Source organism: Myxococcota bacterium (assembly GCA_039030075.1).
Taxonomy (GTDB): domain Bacteria; phylum Myxococcota_A; class UBA9160; order UBA9160; family SMWR01; genus JAHEJV01.
Genome location: JBCCEW010000022.1, coordinates 1 through 16346, shown reverse-complemented (window position 1 = coordinate 16346; position 16346 = coordinate 1). Strand labels below are relative to the sequence as shown.

General features: G+C 69.4%; 12 protein-coding genes. 8 read left to right on the top strand and 4 right to left on the bottom strand.

Annotated features, from left to right (window positions below):
• Window positions 1-3: 3 nt before the first annotated feature.
• Together AAF430_20200 and AAF430_20195 are read right to left on the bottom strand one after the other, a co-directional pair.
• A complete protein-coding gene (locus tag AAF430_20200; protein ID MEM7412564.1) occupies window positions 4-825 on the bottom strand; it encodes a tetratricopeptide repeat protein in 822 nt (273 codons plus the stop codon).
• Window positions 812-1681 carry a glycosyltransferase gene (locus AAF430_20195; GenBank protein ID MEM7412563.1) on the bottom strand — a complete coding sequence of 290 codons (870 nt, stop codon included), beginning with the start codon at window positions 1679-1681 and terminating at the stop codon, window positions 812-814. Before AAF430_20195 ends, AAF430_20200 begins: the two co-directional genes overlap by 14 nt.
• Before the next feature lie 307 nt (window positions 1682-1988).
• On the opposite strand from AAF430_20195, the gene AAF430_20190 reads away from it, so the two are divergent.
• From AAF430_20190 to AAF430_20170, 5 genes are all read left to right on the top strand, one after another.
• Window positions 1989-5534, top strand: coding sequence for a TonB-dependent receptor (locus AAF430_20190; GenBank protein ID MEM7412562.1), 3546 nt, complete (start codon window positions 1989-1991; stop codon window positions 5532-5534).
• A 295-nt stretch (window positions 5535-5829) separates the two neighbouring features.
• Window positions 5830-7545 carry a hypothetical protein gene (locus AAF430_20185; protein ID MEM7412561.1) on the top strand — a complete coding sequence of 572 codons (1716 nt, stop codon included), beginning with the start codon at window positions 5830-5832 and terminating at the stop codon, window positions 7543-7545.
• A 99-nt stretch (window positions 7546-7644) separates the two neighbouring features.
• Window positions 7645-8502, top strand: coding sequence for a hypothetical protein (locus AAF430_20180; GenBank protein ID MEM7412560.1), 858 nt, complete (start codon window positions 7645-7647; stop codon window positions 8500-8502).
• A 69-nt stretch (window positions 8503-8571) separates the two neighbouring features.
• Complete coding sequence (locus tag AAF430_20175) at window positions 8572-9723, top strand: glycosyltransferase family 4 protein (protein MEM7412559.1); 1152 nt, start codon at window positions 8572-8574, stop codon at window positions 9721-9723.
• Window positions 9724-9785: 62 nt separating this feature from the next.
• Complete coding sequence (locus AAF430_20170; GenBank protein ID MEM7412558.1) at window positions 9786-10964, top strand: glycosyltransferase family 4 protein; 1179 nt, start codon at window positions 9786-9788, stop codon at window positions 10962-10964.
• Here the strand turns inward: AAF430_20170 and AAF430_20165 are convergent.
• On the bottom strand, window positions 10952-12847 hold the full coding sequence (locus AAF430_20165; GenBank protein MEM7412557.1) for a propionyl-CoA synthetase: 1896 nt from the start codon (window positions 12845-12847) through the stop codon (window positions 10952-10954). The genes AAF430_20170 and AAF430_20165 overlap by 13 nt on opposite strands.
• Window positions 12848-12913: 66 nt before the next feature.
• On the opposite strand from AAF430_20165, the gene AAF430_20160 reads away from it, so the two are divergent.
• The 3 genes from AAF430_20160 to AAF430_20150 all read left to right on the top strand — a co-directional run bounded on the left by AAF430_20160 (window position 12914) and on the right by AAF430_20150 (window position 16024).
• Window positions 12914-13585, top strand: a complete 672-nt coding sequence (locus AAF430_20160) for an NnrU family protein (protein MEM7412556.1) — start codon at window positions 12914-12916, stop codon at window positions 13583-13585.
• A 149-nt stretch (window positions 13586-13734) separates the two neighbouring features.
• Window positions 13735-14892 (top strand): cytochrome-c peroxidase, encoded by a 1158-nt coding sequence (locus AAF430_20155; protein ID MEM7412555.1) that lies wholly within the window; start codon window positions 13735-13737, stop codon window positions 14890-14892.
• 34 nt (window positions 14893-14926) lie between these two features.
• Entirely contained in the window at window positions 14927-16024 is a 1098-nt protein-coding gene (locus tag AAF430_20150) for an Mrp/NBP35 family ATP-binding protein (protein MEM7412554.1), read from the top strand.
• Window positions 16025-16063: 39 nt separating this feature from the next.
• Here AAF430_20150 and AAF430_20145 read toward each other — a convergent pair.
• On the bottom strand, window positions 16064-16346 hold a 283-nt coding region (locus AAF430_20145; protein ID MEM7412553.1), incomplete at its 5' end, for a hypothetical protein.

The following is a 16346-nucleotide window of genomic DNA, read 5'->3' as shown; positions in this document are numbered from 1 at the left end:
CGGTCAGTGCACCGGTCCCATGCGCGAGCGCAGGGCATCGCGACGCGTGCTGAGACTCAGGGAGAGTTCTCCCTCGGGTGCCCACTCGAGGGCGCTCTCGAGATCGGACACCGCCGCCGCGAACCAGCCGAGGCTCTGATACACGAGCGCCCGATCACGCAGGGCGACCGGGTTGTGCGGCGTGAGCAGGAGAATCCGGTCGCAGCAGGAGAGCAGGCGATCGACGTCGCCGGTCTGGGCGAAGATCTGCTGGAGGTTCGTGAGCATCCGCACCAGGATCTCGCGCGAGGTGGCGTCGCGCAGATGGATCTCGGGCCGCAGGGCGACGTTTGCGCCGAGGGTGGCGGCGAGCCGTGTCTCGATCTCACCCATCTCCAGGGTGCGTCCGTGAAAGGCGTCGAGGTAGCGGTCTTCGCCGACGGCGGCTCGGACCAGGAAGTGCCCCGGGAAGGAGATGCCGCGCAGGTCGAGTCGCGCCCGTCGCCCCACGCTCATGTACACGAGCGCCAGTGTGATCGGGATCCCGATGCGGCGCGTGAGCACGTCGTTCAGATAGCTGTTGCGCGGATCGTAGTAGGCCTCGGCCCCGGCGAAGCCCTCCTCGTCGAAGAGGTAGGCGTGGAGTGCCTCGACACGCGCGTCGGGATCACTCTGGGACGCGATTCGTGTGGCCGCCTCGGTGCCGAGCCGGTCGAGCTCGGCGCGCACCCCGGCCTCGTCGAGCTCGGGATACTCCTCGGCGGCGATCAGAATGGCGCCTTCTTCGAGGTCGAGGCGGGCGTCGGGCGCCTCGGCCAGCGCCGCGAATCGTTCACGAATCTTCACGGGGGGAGTATGGCGAACCGTCGGGGTGGACGGGTCGTGGCGGCGGCGGAAAGGCGGGATCCCGGCCTTCGAAGAGGTCGACGAGGTCGCGCGCGAAGTGCTGGTAGGTGCGGTGTTCGCGGACGTAGGCGAGACCGGCCTCCGCGATGCGCCGGCGCTCCTCGGGTCGCGCGCGATAGTGCTCGATCAGCTCCAGGGCTTCTTCGACCGAGCGGTACCAGACGAGTTGGCCGTGGTTCTCGAAGAGATCCTCGAGGCCAGGCGCGTAGTTCGTGATCAGGAAGCCGCGGCAGCCCAGCGTGAACCAGGTGCGGTTCGAGAAGTACCAGGCGACGTCGTGGCGCCAGTCGCAGCCCAGCACGATCTGGGCGCCCGCACAGATCTGCCGGTACTGCTCGGGGAACACTTCGCGTCGGGTCGCTTCCAGGCCGAGCGCCTCCCACCCGACGCCGTAGACGTGGGTCTGGAAACGCTTCGCGACCGGCCCGAGCAGCTCGCCGCGCGTTCGGTGGAGCGGCGAGTCCGCGGAGTACTTTCCGATGTAGGCGACCTCCGAGCGGAACGTCTCGGGAACGCTCGCGGCGTCGACGGGGAAGTGGATGTCCGGATCGTGGGCCTCGGCCAGATAGGCGCAGCGTGGCACCCCGGCCTTCTCGAACTCGGGCACCTGACCGCGGGCCACCGTGCAGAGCAGGTCGACGCGGTCGGCGATCCCGAGATTCCGAGGCTCCACCGGAGATTTCCAGCAGTCCGGGGTAAACATCACCGTCGGGTGCGCCGCGGCGAGCTCCTCGAAGGTCGCGTCGGCGACGTCCTGGGCGTGGATGAAGACGAAGTCGGGTCGAAACCGCTTCACGGAGGCGAGGGTCCAGCGGCGCGCCCACGTCTTCCCGACCCAGCGGCGCCGCTTTCCTTCATGAATGACACGAAGGGAGTGGCCCTCACTCACCAGGCCGCGGGCAATGGCTCCCGTGGTCTGGGTGCGGCGTTTGCTCTTTGCGAACAACGCGATGCGCATCGGGCGACGCAGCGTATCACAGCCGCCAGAGCTCCCCGGCGGCGCCATCGACCGGCGGATCCCCCACATTTCGTCACTCGATCGCCTCGTGCCATTCACGCAATCGTCGATCCTGCGCTGATTCGTCTCGGTAGCGTGCGCCGCGATGCATCTCCCCTCCGTTGCGCCCTTCGGCCGCGCGCTGCGCATCGCCGTTCTGGCCCTCGCGGTGGCATTCGGGATGGCCATCGGAGGCGCCTCGACCAGCTACGCGCAGGACGCCGACCTCGAGGACGTGCTCGGCGGAATCGGCCAGGATCGCGTGGACGATTCTGCGGAGCCGGGGGCGGGCGAGGGGACGATCTCGGGCCAGATCTTCGATGGCGCGAGTGGTCTCCCCCTCGGCGGCGTCACGATCATCGTGCTCTGGCCGGCGACCGGCGACGGCAGCGAGCGCCGTCAGGACGTCGTCGTGTCCGACGATGGCGGCTTCTACGAGTTCGGAGCGCTGCCCGCCGGTACCTACGACCTCGACTTCATCAAGTCGGGCTATCGGGCGTCCAAGATGCAGGGGTTCGAGGTCGTCGCGGGCGTCGACAACACCGCCGACTTCCCGATGCCGCCGGTTCCGACCGACGCCGCCGGGGGCGGGGAGGTGCTCGATCTCGAGGCCTTCGTCGTCGAGGCGTCGACGGTCGGCGAGATCATGGCGGCCCTCGAGCTGCGCCTCGAGTCGGACCAGCTGCTGAACATCCTCTCCGCCGAGGACCTCTCGAAGTTCGCGGCCAGCGACGTCGCCGACGCCCTCAAGCGCGTGGCCGGCGTGAACATCGTCGAGGGCCAGTTCGCGATCATCCGCGGCCTCGAGGAGCGCTACAGCAGCACCCTCTTCAACGGGGCGCCGGTGCCAAGCCCCGACCCGGACCGCCAGTCGGTGCAGCTCGACCTGTTCCCGTCGGACATCGTCTCGAGCCTGGAGATCGCGAAGACCTTCGCGCCCGAGTCGCCGAGCAACTCGTCGGGCGGCTCGGTCGACATCGCGACGTCGGGCTACCCGGACACCTGGACCATGAAGGTGTCGGGGGGCGGTGGCTACCACGATCGCGCGCGGCGCGAGTTCCTCGAGTACCAGGAGAACGGCGGCGGTGGCGGACCGTCACCGATCGGACGCTCGATCGACGACGCGGACACCAACGAGTACGACGTGTCCGCGTTCCTCGGCGGGCGCCAGCAGCTGCTCGGCCGCGAGGTCCGGCTCGTGGCGAGCTACTCCGAGGAGCTCGACTTTTCGACCACGGTCGGCCAGCAGCAGGACTTCGAGCCCGCGCGCTTCCGCGACTTTCCGCCGAGCCTGGCGCGCAGCGGCGATCTGGCGCTCGGCCAGTTGAACCTCCCCGGCGCGCTCTGGGACCTCACCCAGAGCACGCGCCAGGAGCGCACCAGCTGGTTCTTCGCGGGCGGCCTCGACCTCGACACGGACGGGCTCCACAAGGTCGACGCGACGATCTTCCTGACACGGAGCGCCGACGAGAGCGTGGAGCGCCGCGAGAACGGGCGCTTCCCCGCGGATATCTACGCGCCGTTGAGGGGACGGTCGGCTAACGAGGCAGTCAGCCAGGAGCTGATCGGCCGCGTGGCCTTCTCGGAGTGGGTGGGACAGGCACGCGAGGATGCGTCGACCCCGGTGGGCCGCGGCCAGCTCTGGTACGCGCCGGTCTTCGAGGGGCGCACCTTCGACCGCGAGCGCGAGCTCGATCTCTACCAGCTGAACGGCGAGCACGACCTCGGCGAGATTCCGTTCCTGGAGGGGCTGAGCCTGGACTGGGCCGCCAACTACGCCACCACGCGTCAGGAAGAGACCCAGTTCAACGTCCGCTCCTTCTTCGAGCCCGACGACGCCGAGTTCATCGAGTTTCTGCCGCCCGGGTCGCTGCCCTTGCGGGTCGACCAGCTCACGCCCGGCCAGTTCTCGACGCGGCCCGACATCGTCTTCGGCATCAACGAGATCGACGAGGACCAGATCTTCGGGCGCGCCGATCTCGAGTACGCGTTCGAGCCTCTCGCCGACCTCGTGGTGAATCTGAATGCGGGCGTCTGGTACGAGTTCGCCGAGCGCGACGTCGAATCGCGCTTCAGCAACACCCTCTCGGCGGTCCCGGGAAGGCCTGGAGTGCTCGGCGCTGGAACGATCTTCGCGATCCAGGGCCGTACGATCGAGGAGATGGGCTCACGCGTCTTTCGGGGTGTCGGGCTGGACTCGCCCCTCGACGTTCGCACCAGCGAAGGCGAGCGCGAGATCCTCGCCGGTCACTTCGGCGGCAAGTTCACCTTCTTCGAAGATCTGGACCTGCTCGGCGGCGTGCGCCTCGAGCAGCTGCGGATCGAGTCGAACAACGACCCGTTCACGGGGTTGTGTACCGATTTGAGACCGACCCCGGACAACCAGTGTGCGCCTGGCGAGGCGCCGATCATCTTCCCGAGCGTGTACGTGCTCTTCGACCGACTGGACAACCCGAGCATCACGGACGAGATGGCCTTTGCTGGGGTTCCGGGGCTGGTGAACAACGACGAGCTCGTGGGGATCACCGTGACGCCCGATCCCGCGACCGGCTTCGTCGACTACCGCGACGCCGCTCGCATCAACGAGGTGGTGAACGGCGAGATCGACGAGTTCTACACGCTGCCGAGCCTGGGCTTCACCTACCGCTTCGACACCCTGAGCCAGGCGGCTGGCTGGACGGGCTTCCTCGAGGGGCTCGTCCTGCGCGGGGGGTACTCGGAGACCGTGGCCCGGCCGTCCTTCCGCGAACTCGGCTACTACGCCTCGCTGCGCTCGGGCGAAGACCAGATCCTGCTCGGCAACCCCCAGCTCCAGCCTTCGGAAGTGACCAGCTACGACCTCCGCTTCGAGTACTCCTGGAACGACTACGGCGACCTCTTCGCGGTCAGCGGCTTCATCAAGGACATCGAGAACCCGATCGAGACCGTGACGGTCCGCGACCCGTTCGGGATCGGGATCGACACGTACCGGACCTTCCGCAACAACCCCTCGGACGCCGACCTGCTGGGCGTCGAGCTGGAAGGGCGGCTCACCCTAGGGGTCTTCTCGGATCTCCTCGAGCCCCTGCACCGCGGCAACGACGTCGTGACCAGCGTGCTCGACGCGCTCTCGGTCGGCGGCAACTACACCTACATCGACGCCGAAGTGGAGCAGCCGCCGGAGCTGCGCCGCGCGCTGGTTCCCTTCTTCCAGGCGCGCCCCCAGGAGGCGGGTCAGGTGCAGTTCTTCGAGTACGAGCGCACGCGGCGCCTCACGAACCAGCCCGAGTGGATCGCCAACGCCGACGTCAGCTTCGACCACCCGGACTGGCTGACGAAGGTGACGCTGTCGATCTTCGCGATCAGCGACGTGCTGGATTCGACGGCCGCGACCGACTTCAACAGCTCGGGTGCGCTCGACTCCTTCCAGCTCGACCGCTACACGGACAGCTTCTACCAGCTCGATCTGGTCGTGAGCCAGGGATTCGCGGTGCCCTACATCCCCGGCATCTTCACGGTGAAGGGCAGCGCCAAGAACCTCACCGACTCGCGACGCGCCATCCTCTACGACCGCGAGCAGACCGTCGTCGATATCGAGGAGCGTCGCTTCAAGGTGGGCCGCGACTACTCCTTCGCGCTCTCCTACGAGATCGAGCTGGGCGGCGTCGAGTAGCGGCGCTCTTGGAGTGGCCGCCGGGTCGAGCGCTGCGCGGGTTCCTGCCCGAGCAGGACCGCCGCGGCACCCCCGGTACTCACGGAATCGTCATGGAAGTGCGATCGGGCCGCCATGCCGACGAGCCGGATTCGCCTCGGGCCTTGCCCATATTCCGAGCCGCTGAGCGGGGGCAGACGACTGAGACCGAGTGCGCCCTGCGGTCCTTCCCTCACGCAGCACCGACCCAAGCAGACACGTTGTTGCAGAGCGCAACCACAGCAAACCCATCGATACCCAAAGAGAGAAAGACATCATGCGACAGAAGACGCCCGTGATGCTCGGCGTGTTACTCGCCAGCCTCGGCTTCTCGACGGCCGCTTCCGCCGTTCTCACCGAGGTCCCGGCCGGGACGATCGCCGGCTCCGAGACCTGGTGCGACGACGAAGACACCATGCTGCTTCAGGGCCCGGTCGTGGTGACCGGCAGCCTCACCATCGAGGCGGGCTGCATCGTCCGTGGCCAGCCCCGAGACATCCCGTTCAACACGCCGGACCCGGGCGCCCCGGGATCGCTGCAGATCTTCCGGGGCGGCACGCTGACCGCCGTGGGAACGCCGAGCAGCCCGATCATCTTCACCACCGCTGCGGTCGATACCGACGACGACGGCGTGCCGGAGATGACCGGCGGCTCGCCGAGCCTGCCGCGGAAGTGGGTGCTGGCGGACGGCGAGGGCAACTTCCTCGACGACACCCCGGCCACCAACCCGCTCGCTCCCTTGAACACGGCGGGCGACGCGAACGTGCGCCTCTGGGGTGGCATCACGGTTGCCGGCTTCGCTCCGACCAACCTCGCCAACGACCTGGGCTTCGGCACGGGCATCGGCCGGGTGGAAGGCACCGCCGGTCAGCTCTACGGCGGTTCCACGCCTGGGGACGACTCGGGCGACCTCGCCTACATCTCGCTGCGCCACGCGGGTGACGAGATCGGTGCGGGCAACGAGCTGAACGGCATCACCTTCGCGGGCGTCGGTTCGGGCACGACCTGCGACCACATCGAGATCTACGCCAACCAGGACGACGGCATCGAGTGGTTCGGTGGCACCAACGACTGCACCAACGTGCTGCTCGCCTACATCGGCGACGACTCGCTCGACACCGACCAGGGCTACACCGGCGCCATCCAGAACGCGATCGTGCTCTCGCCCTTCTTCGAAGAGGACGACAGCGACGACTACGGTGCGGCCTCGGGCGACCGCGGCGGTGAGCTCGACGGCGACGACAGCCCGAACGTCGTGGCCAGCCCGGTCCCGGACGTGTCGATCTGCAACCTGACGATCTTCGGGAACGGCGACGTCGACGGCGGTACGAACCCCGCCGTGGTCGACGAGGCCGGCAACCGCGGCTTCACCATGCGCAACGGCTTCGGGGGCACGGTGGCGAACTCGATCATCGTGAACACCACGAACTCGCTGGGTGGCGCGGACGCGGTGAACGTCACCGGCGGTGGCGCGATCCCGCCCTGCTCGGGCGTGCCGACGCCGGGCGACCGCGTCTGCGGCGCGGCCTGCGGTGTCGTGGGTGGCGACGAGGGCATCGAGATCGTGGCCCTCACCGTGTCGGACTCGCCGGCCGTGAATTCCTGTGGCCTCGAGGCCTTCGCCACGGGGGATGCCCGCGTCGGTGTCGGTCCGAACATCGAGACCTCGGCCGAGCAGCTCGTGAACGAGGGTCCCTTCTGGGATCCCAAGGGCACGGTCTCGAACGGTCGCGGCAAGCTGATGGGCACCCTCGCCACGGCGCTCAACCCGACGCCGATCAGCCTCGCTACCGACGGTGTGGACCCGACCCTCGTGGGCTGCCCGGACGCCACCGCGACCTACCGCGGTGCGGTGGGGACCGGCGGGGTCTTCTCCGACGGCTGGTCGGCCATGAGCGTCGGCGGGATCCTGCCCGAGCCGGGGGCTGCCCCCTCGCTCGCCGCGGGTGCCCTGCTGGTGCTGGGCCTGCTGCGCCGGCGGAACCGCTCGTAGCTCACGCAAGTCCGAGGAGTAGCGAGGGCCGTCACCCGCGAGGGTGGCGGCCCTTCGCTCGCTTCCCTCTCCCCCTCGCGGCAGGACAGCTGGATCTTCATGACCTCTCGAACGAAGCGACCGCTCACGATCTTCTTCCTCGGCTGGCTGGGAGCGCTCCTCGCTTCCTGCAGCCCTGCAGAATCCCCCATCCTCGTCGCGACCGCGCCGGCCGGCGCGCCGGTCACGGCGCAGACGCTGCCCATCCTCGACGACTACTGGCCCTACCGCGTCCATCTCGATGAACCCTGGGCGCCGGAAGGCGAGCAGCCGATCGCCCAGCAGCGTGGCCTCCTGATGCGCGTCGAGGACGCCGAACATCTGCGCGTCGACTTCGGGCGCTACGGCATGCACTCGGTCCCGGTCGGGATGACGGATGTCCTGGAGCAGACGAAGGCGCTTCGGGCGGAAGGAAACGACGGCAAGATCGACAACGCGACGCGCATGATCGGGAGAGCGCTGGGCGACCCGCGCTGGGAGCCCTGGCGCGCCTACCGGCGCACCGACGCCGCTCACCGCGACCTGCTGCTCGTCGGGATGCCCTTGGACCGGGCGCTCTTGGCGCAGATGCAGGAGCCGCTCTCGGCCCTCGACGCGACGGACCGCGTGCGCGTCGTCATGCTCTTTCAGGGGGAGATCACCGACCAGGAGATCTTCGACGTGCTCTTCGAACTCGGCTGGACGATGCCCTGGCTCCTGCAGCGGCACACCCGGGGCGGCACCGAGGCCTACTTGAACGAAGCCGAAGGCCTTCCGTGGCTGGCTCTGGTCACGCCGAACGGGCGACTCCTGCACCAGCAGGCGTGGCCCGCGGACGGCGAGCTGACGCGCTTCCAGCGGATCCTGACCGCACGCGAAGCGCACTGGAGTGCCGCGGGTACCGCGAGAGCCGGCGCCGGAGACGCGGCGTCGTCCTAGCCGGTCCGTGTCGGCCCGGGTGGCCTTCGCGGGGTCGGAACCCGACGCGGGCTTGCTAGCTTCCGCGGCGTGACGGCTCTGCGCATCGCCTTCGTGGCGCTCGGATTCCCGCCGGATGTGGGCGGCACCGAGCTCTACAACGCCGAGTACGCGCGGCAACTTGCGGCGCGTGGGCACGACCTGCGCCTGTTCACCTGGAGCGAGGGCCGTCCCGCCGAGCGCACGGCGGACGCCGCCTTCGACTTCCCGATCCAGCGGGTGCCGCTCTTGCGGGTGGGCGCCGGCTTCTCGTCGTCGGGTCTCGAGGTCTGGCTGCGCGAGGTCGCACCGGACGTGGTGTTCGTGTCGCGCGCCTCGCGGCTCCTCGAGCGCGTGGTTCCCGTGGCCTACCCGTTCGCGCCGGTCGTGGTCTCGGTGCACGAGCTCGGCGGCAAGCACACGCGTCGCGGACCGATCGGTCGCTGGCGGGTGCGGCGTCGCTACGGCCTGCACGGCGCGACCCGGATCGTCGTCAACAGCCAGAACACCGCCGACCGCGTCGCGACCCTGCGGCCGAACGCCCCGATCGAGGTCGTCCACCCCGGCGTCGATACCGCGGCCTTCACCCCCGACCCGTCGGCCCGCGCCGCGGCGCGCGAGAAGCTGGGGCTCGGCGAGCGACCCGTGCTGCTGACCGTTTCCCGGATCGCCGCGAACAAGGGGCACGTCCGCGTCATCGAGGCGATGGCTCAGCTGCGCGACGCCTTCCCGGATCTGCTCTATCTGATCGTCGGGACGGGGGGTGAGCAGGCGGCGCTCGAGGCGCGCGCCGCCGCCCTCGGTCTGGGGTCTGCGGTGCGTTTCGAGGGCGGCGTCCCCGACACCCGTGAGTACTACCGCGCCGCGGACTGCTACGTGATGCCCTCGGGTCGCACGGCGCCAGGGAAGGCCGGCGAGGGTTTCGGCATCTCGTACGTCGAGGCCGGTAGCTCTGGACTCCCGGTGATCGCGAGCGCGAGCGGCGGTGGCACCGAGATCGTGGTCGACGAGCACACCGGTTACCTCGTCGACCCCCACGATGTCTCGGCGCTCGCGGGCGCACTGCGCCGCGTACTCGCCGACCCCGAGCGGGCCCGCGCGATGGGTGAGGTAGGCCGGGAACGCTGTGCGCGTTTCGACTGGGAGCGCGGCACCGATGCCCTCGAAGCGACGCTGTTGCGCGCGACCGGGCGCCAGGCGTGACACCACCCTTGGTGGAGTCCGGTCCCGAGCCCGCCCGCACGCAGCCCGTCCGCCAGGTGTGGATGGTTCACCCGCGCCTCGACCGCCGAGGGGGCGCGGAGAACGTCGTGCTCGACATCTCGCGCGGGCTGCGCGCCCGCGGCTACGCCGTCTCGATCGCGACCGCGCGCTTCTCGGCGTCGGCCTGGCCGGACGGTGCGTGGGACGGGCTTCCCGTCCATCGGATCGAGAAGCGCAGCGATCGCCTGGTGCCCCGCGCGGTACGGCCGCGTTTCCGCGCGCGACGCTTGGCGAGCCTGGCGCGGGATGCCGACGTCGTGGTGGCCCACAACTTCCCCGCGACGCTGTGGGTGGCCGGGGCCTGGCCGCCGGGAGCGGGCCCCCGGCGCGTCTGGTACTGCGAGGAGCCACCCGAGCGTCTCTACGCGGCCGAGACCCTGCCGACGCTGATGGCGGCAGGTGCGGCTGGTGCCGAGGCCCATCCCTGGGCAGACGGGGCCTTCGTGGAGCGCCGGAACTACGTCGCCGCGCGGCGTCCGAAGGAAACGGTCCTCGACCGGCGCCTCGACCAGGCGGCGGTGCCCCGCTACGATGCCATCTATGGCAACAGCCATTTCATCGCGGACGCCGTCGAGCGGGTCTACGGGTGTGCGGCGCAGCCCCTGTGGTGCGGCGTCGCCGTTGCCGAGTCCGCGCCGGCGCCGCCCGCCGATCCCCCGTACGTCGCCTGGGTCACGAATCCGAGACTGGCGAAGAACCCTCTGGGCACTCTCGAAGCGATTCGTCTTGCCGCGGTGGAGGCGCCGGATCTCCAGGTGCGGGTGGTCGGCTTCGACGCATCACTGCGCGAACGCGTGGAACAGCTCGGCCTCGGCGGCCATGTGACGGTGCTAGAACGCCTGGACGACGCGGCCTACGCCGACCACATCGCGGCGGGGCGCTTCCTGATCTACCCGAGCATCGACGAGCCCTTCGGTCTGGTTCCGATCGAGGCGATGGCGCGCTCGCGGGCGGTCGCCGCGTCGCGTCTGGGCGGTCCCGGCGAGACCGTCGAAGAGGGTGTCACCGGATTGTGTTTCGACCCGCTCGACCCGGCGGACATCGCGCGCGTGCTGCTGGAGCTCTGGCGCGACCCCGAACGCTGCGACGCTCTCGGCCGGGCCGGACGCGTGCGTTACGAGGCCGAGTTCACCCTCGAGCGTTTCCTCGATCGCTTCGAGGCGGCACTTCAGCCGGCGTAGCCGGCCTCGCGCAGCGCGGCGCGGATCTCGTCGAGGATCTTCGGGTCGTCGATCGTCGCCGGGGTGCGATAGCTCTGGGAGTCGGCAATCGCCCGCATCGTGCCTCGCAGCACCTTCCCCGAGCGGGTCTTCGGGAGTCGCGGCACGACGAGCGCCCGCTTGAAGGCGGCGACGGGCCCCACTTCTTCCCGCACGCGCGCGATCAGCTCGGCTTCGATCTCCGCGGCCGGACGCTCGACCCCGGCATTGAGCACGACGAAACCGAGTGGCACCTGGCCCTTGAGCGGGTCGGCGACGCCGGTGACCGCGCACTCGGCGACGTCGGGATGGCCGGCGATCACCTCTTCCATCACGCCGGTCGCGAGGCGGTGTCCGGCGACGTTGATGACGTCGTCGGTGCGGGACATGATCCAGAGGTAGCCGTCCTCGTCGATGTGCCCGGCGTCGGCGGTCTGGTAGTAGCCGGGGAAGCGCTCGAGATAGCCGGCCTGATAGCCCGCGTCGTTCTCCCAGAGCGTGCGCAGGCAGCCCGGCGGCAGCGGCAGACGAATCACGATGTGTCCCGTCGTACCCGGAGGCACTTCGGCGCCTTCCTCGTCGAGGACCCGCACGTCGTAGCCCGGTACGGGTTGGGTCGGAGAACCGCGCTTTACCGGCAACGGTTCCAGTCCCATGCAGTTCGCGGCGACGGGCCAGCCGGTTTCGGTCTGCCACCAGTGGTCGATCACGGGAACATCGAGGGCGCGTTCGCACCAGCCGACGGTGTCAGGGTCGGCGCGTTCTCCTGCGAGGAAGAGGGTGCGCAGCGATCCGAGGTCGTAGCGGCCGGGCAGGTTGGCCTCGGGATCCTCCCGCTTCACGGCGCGCAGCGCCGTCGGCGCGGTGAAGAGCGCGTTGACGCCGTGCTCCTCGATCACCCGGAAGAACGCGCCGGCGTCGGGGGTGCCGACCGGTTTCCCCTCGTAGAGGATGCTGGTGCACCCCAGGAAGAGCGGGGCGTAGACGATGTAGGAGTGGCCGACGACCCAGCCGATGTCGGATGCCGCCCAGAAGACATCGCCGGGCGACATGCCGTAGACGTTGCGCAAGCTCCACTTGAGGGCGACGGCGTGGCCGCCGTTGTCGCGGACGACGCCCTTCGGCGCACCGGTGGTCCCCGAGGTGTAGAGAACGTAGAGCGGGTCCTTCGATTGGACCGCAGTGACACCGACGGGAGTCGCGTCCTTCACCTCGGTCGCCCAGTCGAGGTCGCGGCCCTCCACGAGCGACGCCCGCTCCTCGGGCCGCTGCAGGACCAGACAACGAGCCGGTTTCTCGCTCGAGGCGTCGATGGCGGCGTCGAGGAGCGGCTTGTAGGCCACCACGCGTCCAGGCTCGATGCCGCACGATGCGGTGAGCACCACCTTCGGAGTGGCATGCTGGATGCGCTGGGCGAGTTCGTTGGCGGCGAAGCCACCGAAGACGACCGAGTGGATCGCCCCGATGCGGGCCGTCGCGAGCATGCCGAAGACGGCCTCGGGCACCATCGGCATGTAGATCAGGACGCGATCCCCCTTCTCGACACCGAGCTCTGTCAGGACGCCCGCCAGGCGTGCGACCTCGTCCTGTAGCTCGGCGTAGGTGATCACGCGCTTCTGGTCGGTGACCGGGCTGTCGTAGATCAGGGCCGGCTGCGCGCCGCGGCCGGCCACCACGTGGAGGTCGACGGCGTTGTAGCAGGTGTTCAGCATGCCGCCGGGGAACCAGGACGGACGCTGCGGGTCGCTGTCGTTCAACACCGACCGGGGTCGGCGCACCCATTCGACGTCCTGGGCCGCACGGGCCCAGAATGCGTGGGGGTTGGTGAGCGAGGCGGCGTGGACTTCGGCAGTGCTGGGGGGCATGGGCGCCAGTGTACGCAGCAGGGCGCCGATCGCGTAGACTGGCCGGGCGCCCGCGAGAGGGGTCCCGTGTCGACACCCGCCCTCATCGCGTTGCTCTGGCTCCTCTTCGCCATCACCCACGTCGGAATGTCGAGCTTGCGTTGGCGACCCCGCCTGGTCGCGGCCCTGGGAGAGGGACCCTTTCGCGGACTCTACTCGCTCGTCTCTCTGGTGATCTTCGTCCCCCTCGTCTCGATCTATCTGGGAGACCGGCACAGCGGGGCCTACCTGGGCTCCCTGGCGGGACTGCCCGGCATGCGCCCGGTGATGTACGTGGGGATGGGCCTGGCGCTCACTCTGATGGTCGGGGGGCTCCGCTCGCCCGCGCCCACGTCCTTCCTGCCTGGCCCGGCCGAGGCACGCGGCGTGCTGCGCGTGACACGCCACCCCCTGCTGATGGGCCTCGGGCTGTTCGGGTTGTTGCACCTGGCCGTGGTGGCCGTCAACACGGCGGAGCTGGCCTTCTTCGGCGGCTTCCCGCTCTTCGTGGCACTCGGCTGCTGGCACCAGGACCAGCGCAAGCTGGCCGAGGGCGACGCCGATTTCGGCCGCTTCCACGCCGCCACGCCTTTCTTGCCGCTCCCGACCCCGGCCGCGGTCGTGGCCGCCGTGCGCGAGCAGCCGCTCGAGGTGGGCATCGGGATCGCGGCGACGGTCGGCCTCCGCTTCCTCCACCCGGTCTGGTTCGGCGTGGGATAGGACGGGTCCGGTGCGGGGTGGGGTAGGGCTGTTCGCGCGCTCCGCCCCCGGCCGATCCCGGCCATCGCCCTATACTCGCGGCCGAGTCTTGATTCGGGGGAAAGCCACTTAACCGGCCTCGGGGTCGGTCGAGCAGCCAGGAGGGAATCGTGGGAAAAGGCGTGCGATCGGACCGGGAGCAAGCGGTGGACATCGAGGGCAGCGGAGCCAGGCGCGGCCGCCTGGGGCTCGCCCTCGCTCTTGCGTGGTTGCTCGGCATCGCCACGGCCTGCTCCAGCGAGGCCCCAGAGCCCGCCCCGCCGCCCGCCGAGGAGCCGCCGCCGGCGCCTACCGGCCCGGACGCCGCAGCGCTCCAATCGCGCGCCTCGGGCATCTTCGGAACGCTTCCGGGCGAGGTCCCGAACTCCGAGAACCCGATCACCGACGCGAAGGTCGAGCTCGGGCGGGCGCTCTACTACGACGCGCGCCTCTCGAAGAACCACGACATCTCCTGCAACAGCTGCCACCAGCTCGATCGGTTCGGCGTGGATGGAGAGCCCACCTCGCCCGGGCACAAGGGCCAGCGCGGCGACCGCAACTCGCCGACGGTCTACAACGCCGCGCTCCACCTCGCGCAGTTCTGGGACGGGCGTGCTGCGGATGTCGAGGCCCAGGCGAAGGGTCCGGTGCTCAACCCGATCGAGATGGCCATGCCGTCCGAGGAAGTCGTGGTGGCCGTGCTCGGCTCGATCCCCGACTACGGTCCGATGTTCGATGCCGCTTTCCCCGACGACGAGACGGCCCTCACCTACGACAACATGGCCAACGCGATCGGTGCCTTCGAGCGGCGACTGATGACGCCGTCGCGCTTCGACGACTTCCTCGCCGGCAACACCGATGCCCTGAGCGAAGAAGAGCTCGTGGGTCTCGAGACCTTCCTCGACACCGGCTGTACCACCTGCCACTCGGGTGTCGGGATCGGCGGAAATCTCTATCAGAAGCTCGGCCTGGTACGGGCCTACGAGACCGAGGACCCGGGTCGCGCGGCCGTCACCGGAAACGACAGCGAGAAGCACTTCTTCAAGGTGCCGTCGCTGCGCAACATCGCCGAGACCGGTCCCTACTTCCACGACGGCTCGGTGGCCACTCTCGACGAAGCGATCCGCATCATGGCGGCGATTCAGCTCGGCAAGGAGCTGGACGACGCTCAGGTGCGATCCATCCGCGAGTTCCTGAAGACCCTGACCGGCAAACCGGATGCGACGCTGATCGCGATGCCGACGCTTCCCGAGAGCGGCCCGGACACGCCGGCGCCCGATCCGAGCTAGCTACCCCCGACGACCCCCACCTCCAAGGATCCCCATGGCCTCCACGTCCCCGAGTGAGGACGCGGTGCTCGATGCGCTGCGCCCCATCATCGACCCCGACTTCGGCAAGAGCATCGTCGAACTCGGGTTCATCAAGAACCTCGCGATCGACGGCTCGCGCGTTGCTTTCGACATCGAGCTCACCACGCCGGCCTGCCCGGTGAAGGAAGAGTTTCAGCGCGCGGCGAAGGAGCGGGTGTCGGCTCTCGACGGGGTGAGCGATGTCGAGGTGACGATGACCGCGGACACCCGCGGACGCACGCCCGAGCCCTCCGGCGAAGTGCTCCCCGGCGTGCGAAACACCCTGGCCGTCGCTTCGGGAAAGGGCGGCGTCGGCAAGAGCACGGTGGCGATCAATCTGGCGCTGTCCTTGGCGAAGTCGGGAGCGTCGGTGGGCGTGCTCGACGCCGATGTCTACGGCCCGTCGCTGCCCCTGCTGACCGGAGTGCACGGTCGGCCGCGCGCCGAGAACAAGCAGATCTTCCCCCACGAAGCGCACGGCATGAAGCTGATGTCGATGGGGTTCTTCGTGGACGACAACTCGCCGGTGATCTGGCGCGGTCCGATGGTGCACGGCCTGATCCGCCAGTTCCTGACCGACGTCGTCTGGGGCGAGCTCGACTACCTGGTGGTCGACATGCCGCCCGGCACGGGCGACGCAGCGCTCACGCTCACCCAGATGGCGCCGCTCTCCGGCGCCGTGATCGTCACGACCGCGAACGACCTGTCGCTCATCGACGCCCGCAAGGGACTCAAGATGTTCGAGAAGGTGAACGTACCCGTGCTCGGCATCGTCGAGAACATGTCGTACTTCACGCCGCCGGACCTGCCCGACCGCAAGTACTACCTGTTCGGTCAGGGGGGTGGTGATCGCACCGCGACCGAGCTCGGGGTCGACTTCCTCGGTGAGGTGCCGATCGATCCCCGGGTGGTCGAAGGCGGCGACCGCGGCCGCCCGATCGTGGTCGATGCACCGGACTCGCCGACGGCGAAGGTGTTCACCGAGCTGTCGGGAGACATCGCGCGCAAGCTCGCAATGCTCTCCGAGTCGACCCCGGCGATCGCCGACGCGAACATTACCTGGGTGTCCTAGGCGCGCGACCCCGGCCGCGAACCCGGTCCCGTTCTGCTCCTACTCGCGCTTGAAGAGCAGCGGCGTGTAGAGCACCGGCACGGGGCCCACCGTGCCGCGGTCGACGCTGCGGCGCAGGTACTCGAGGTGGTCCATCTCTTCGAGCTTCGCCTTCGGGTCGGGCTCGAAGAAGCGGTCGGGGATCGGTAGCTCGCTCTGCCAGTTCACGTAGTCCGTGACGCGCCGCTCGGCCGTGCGGCGGTCGAAGATCTCGAGACGCACGGGGATGCGCGCCTCGTCCTGGGTCACCCACAGCTCCCGGCGACCGGCCCCGTCGGTGATG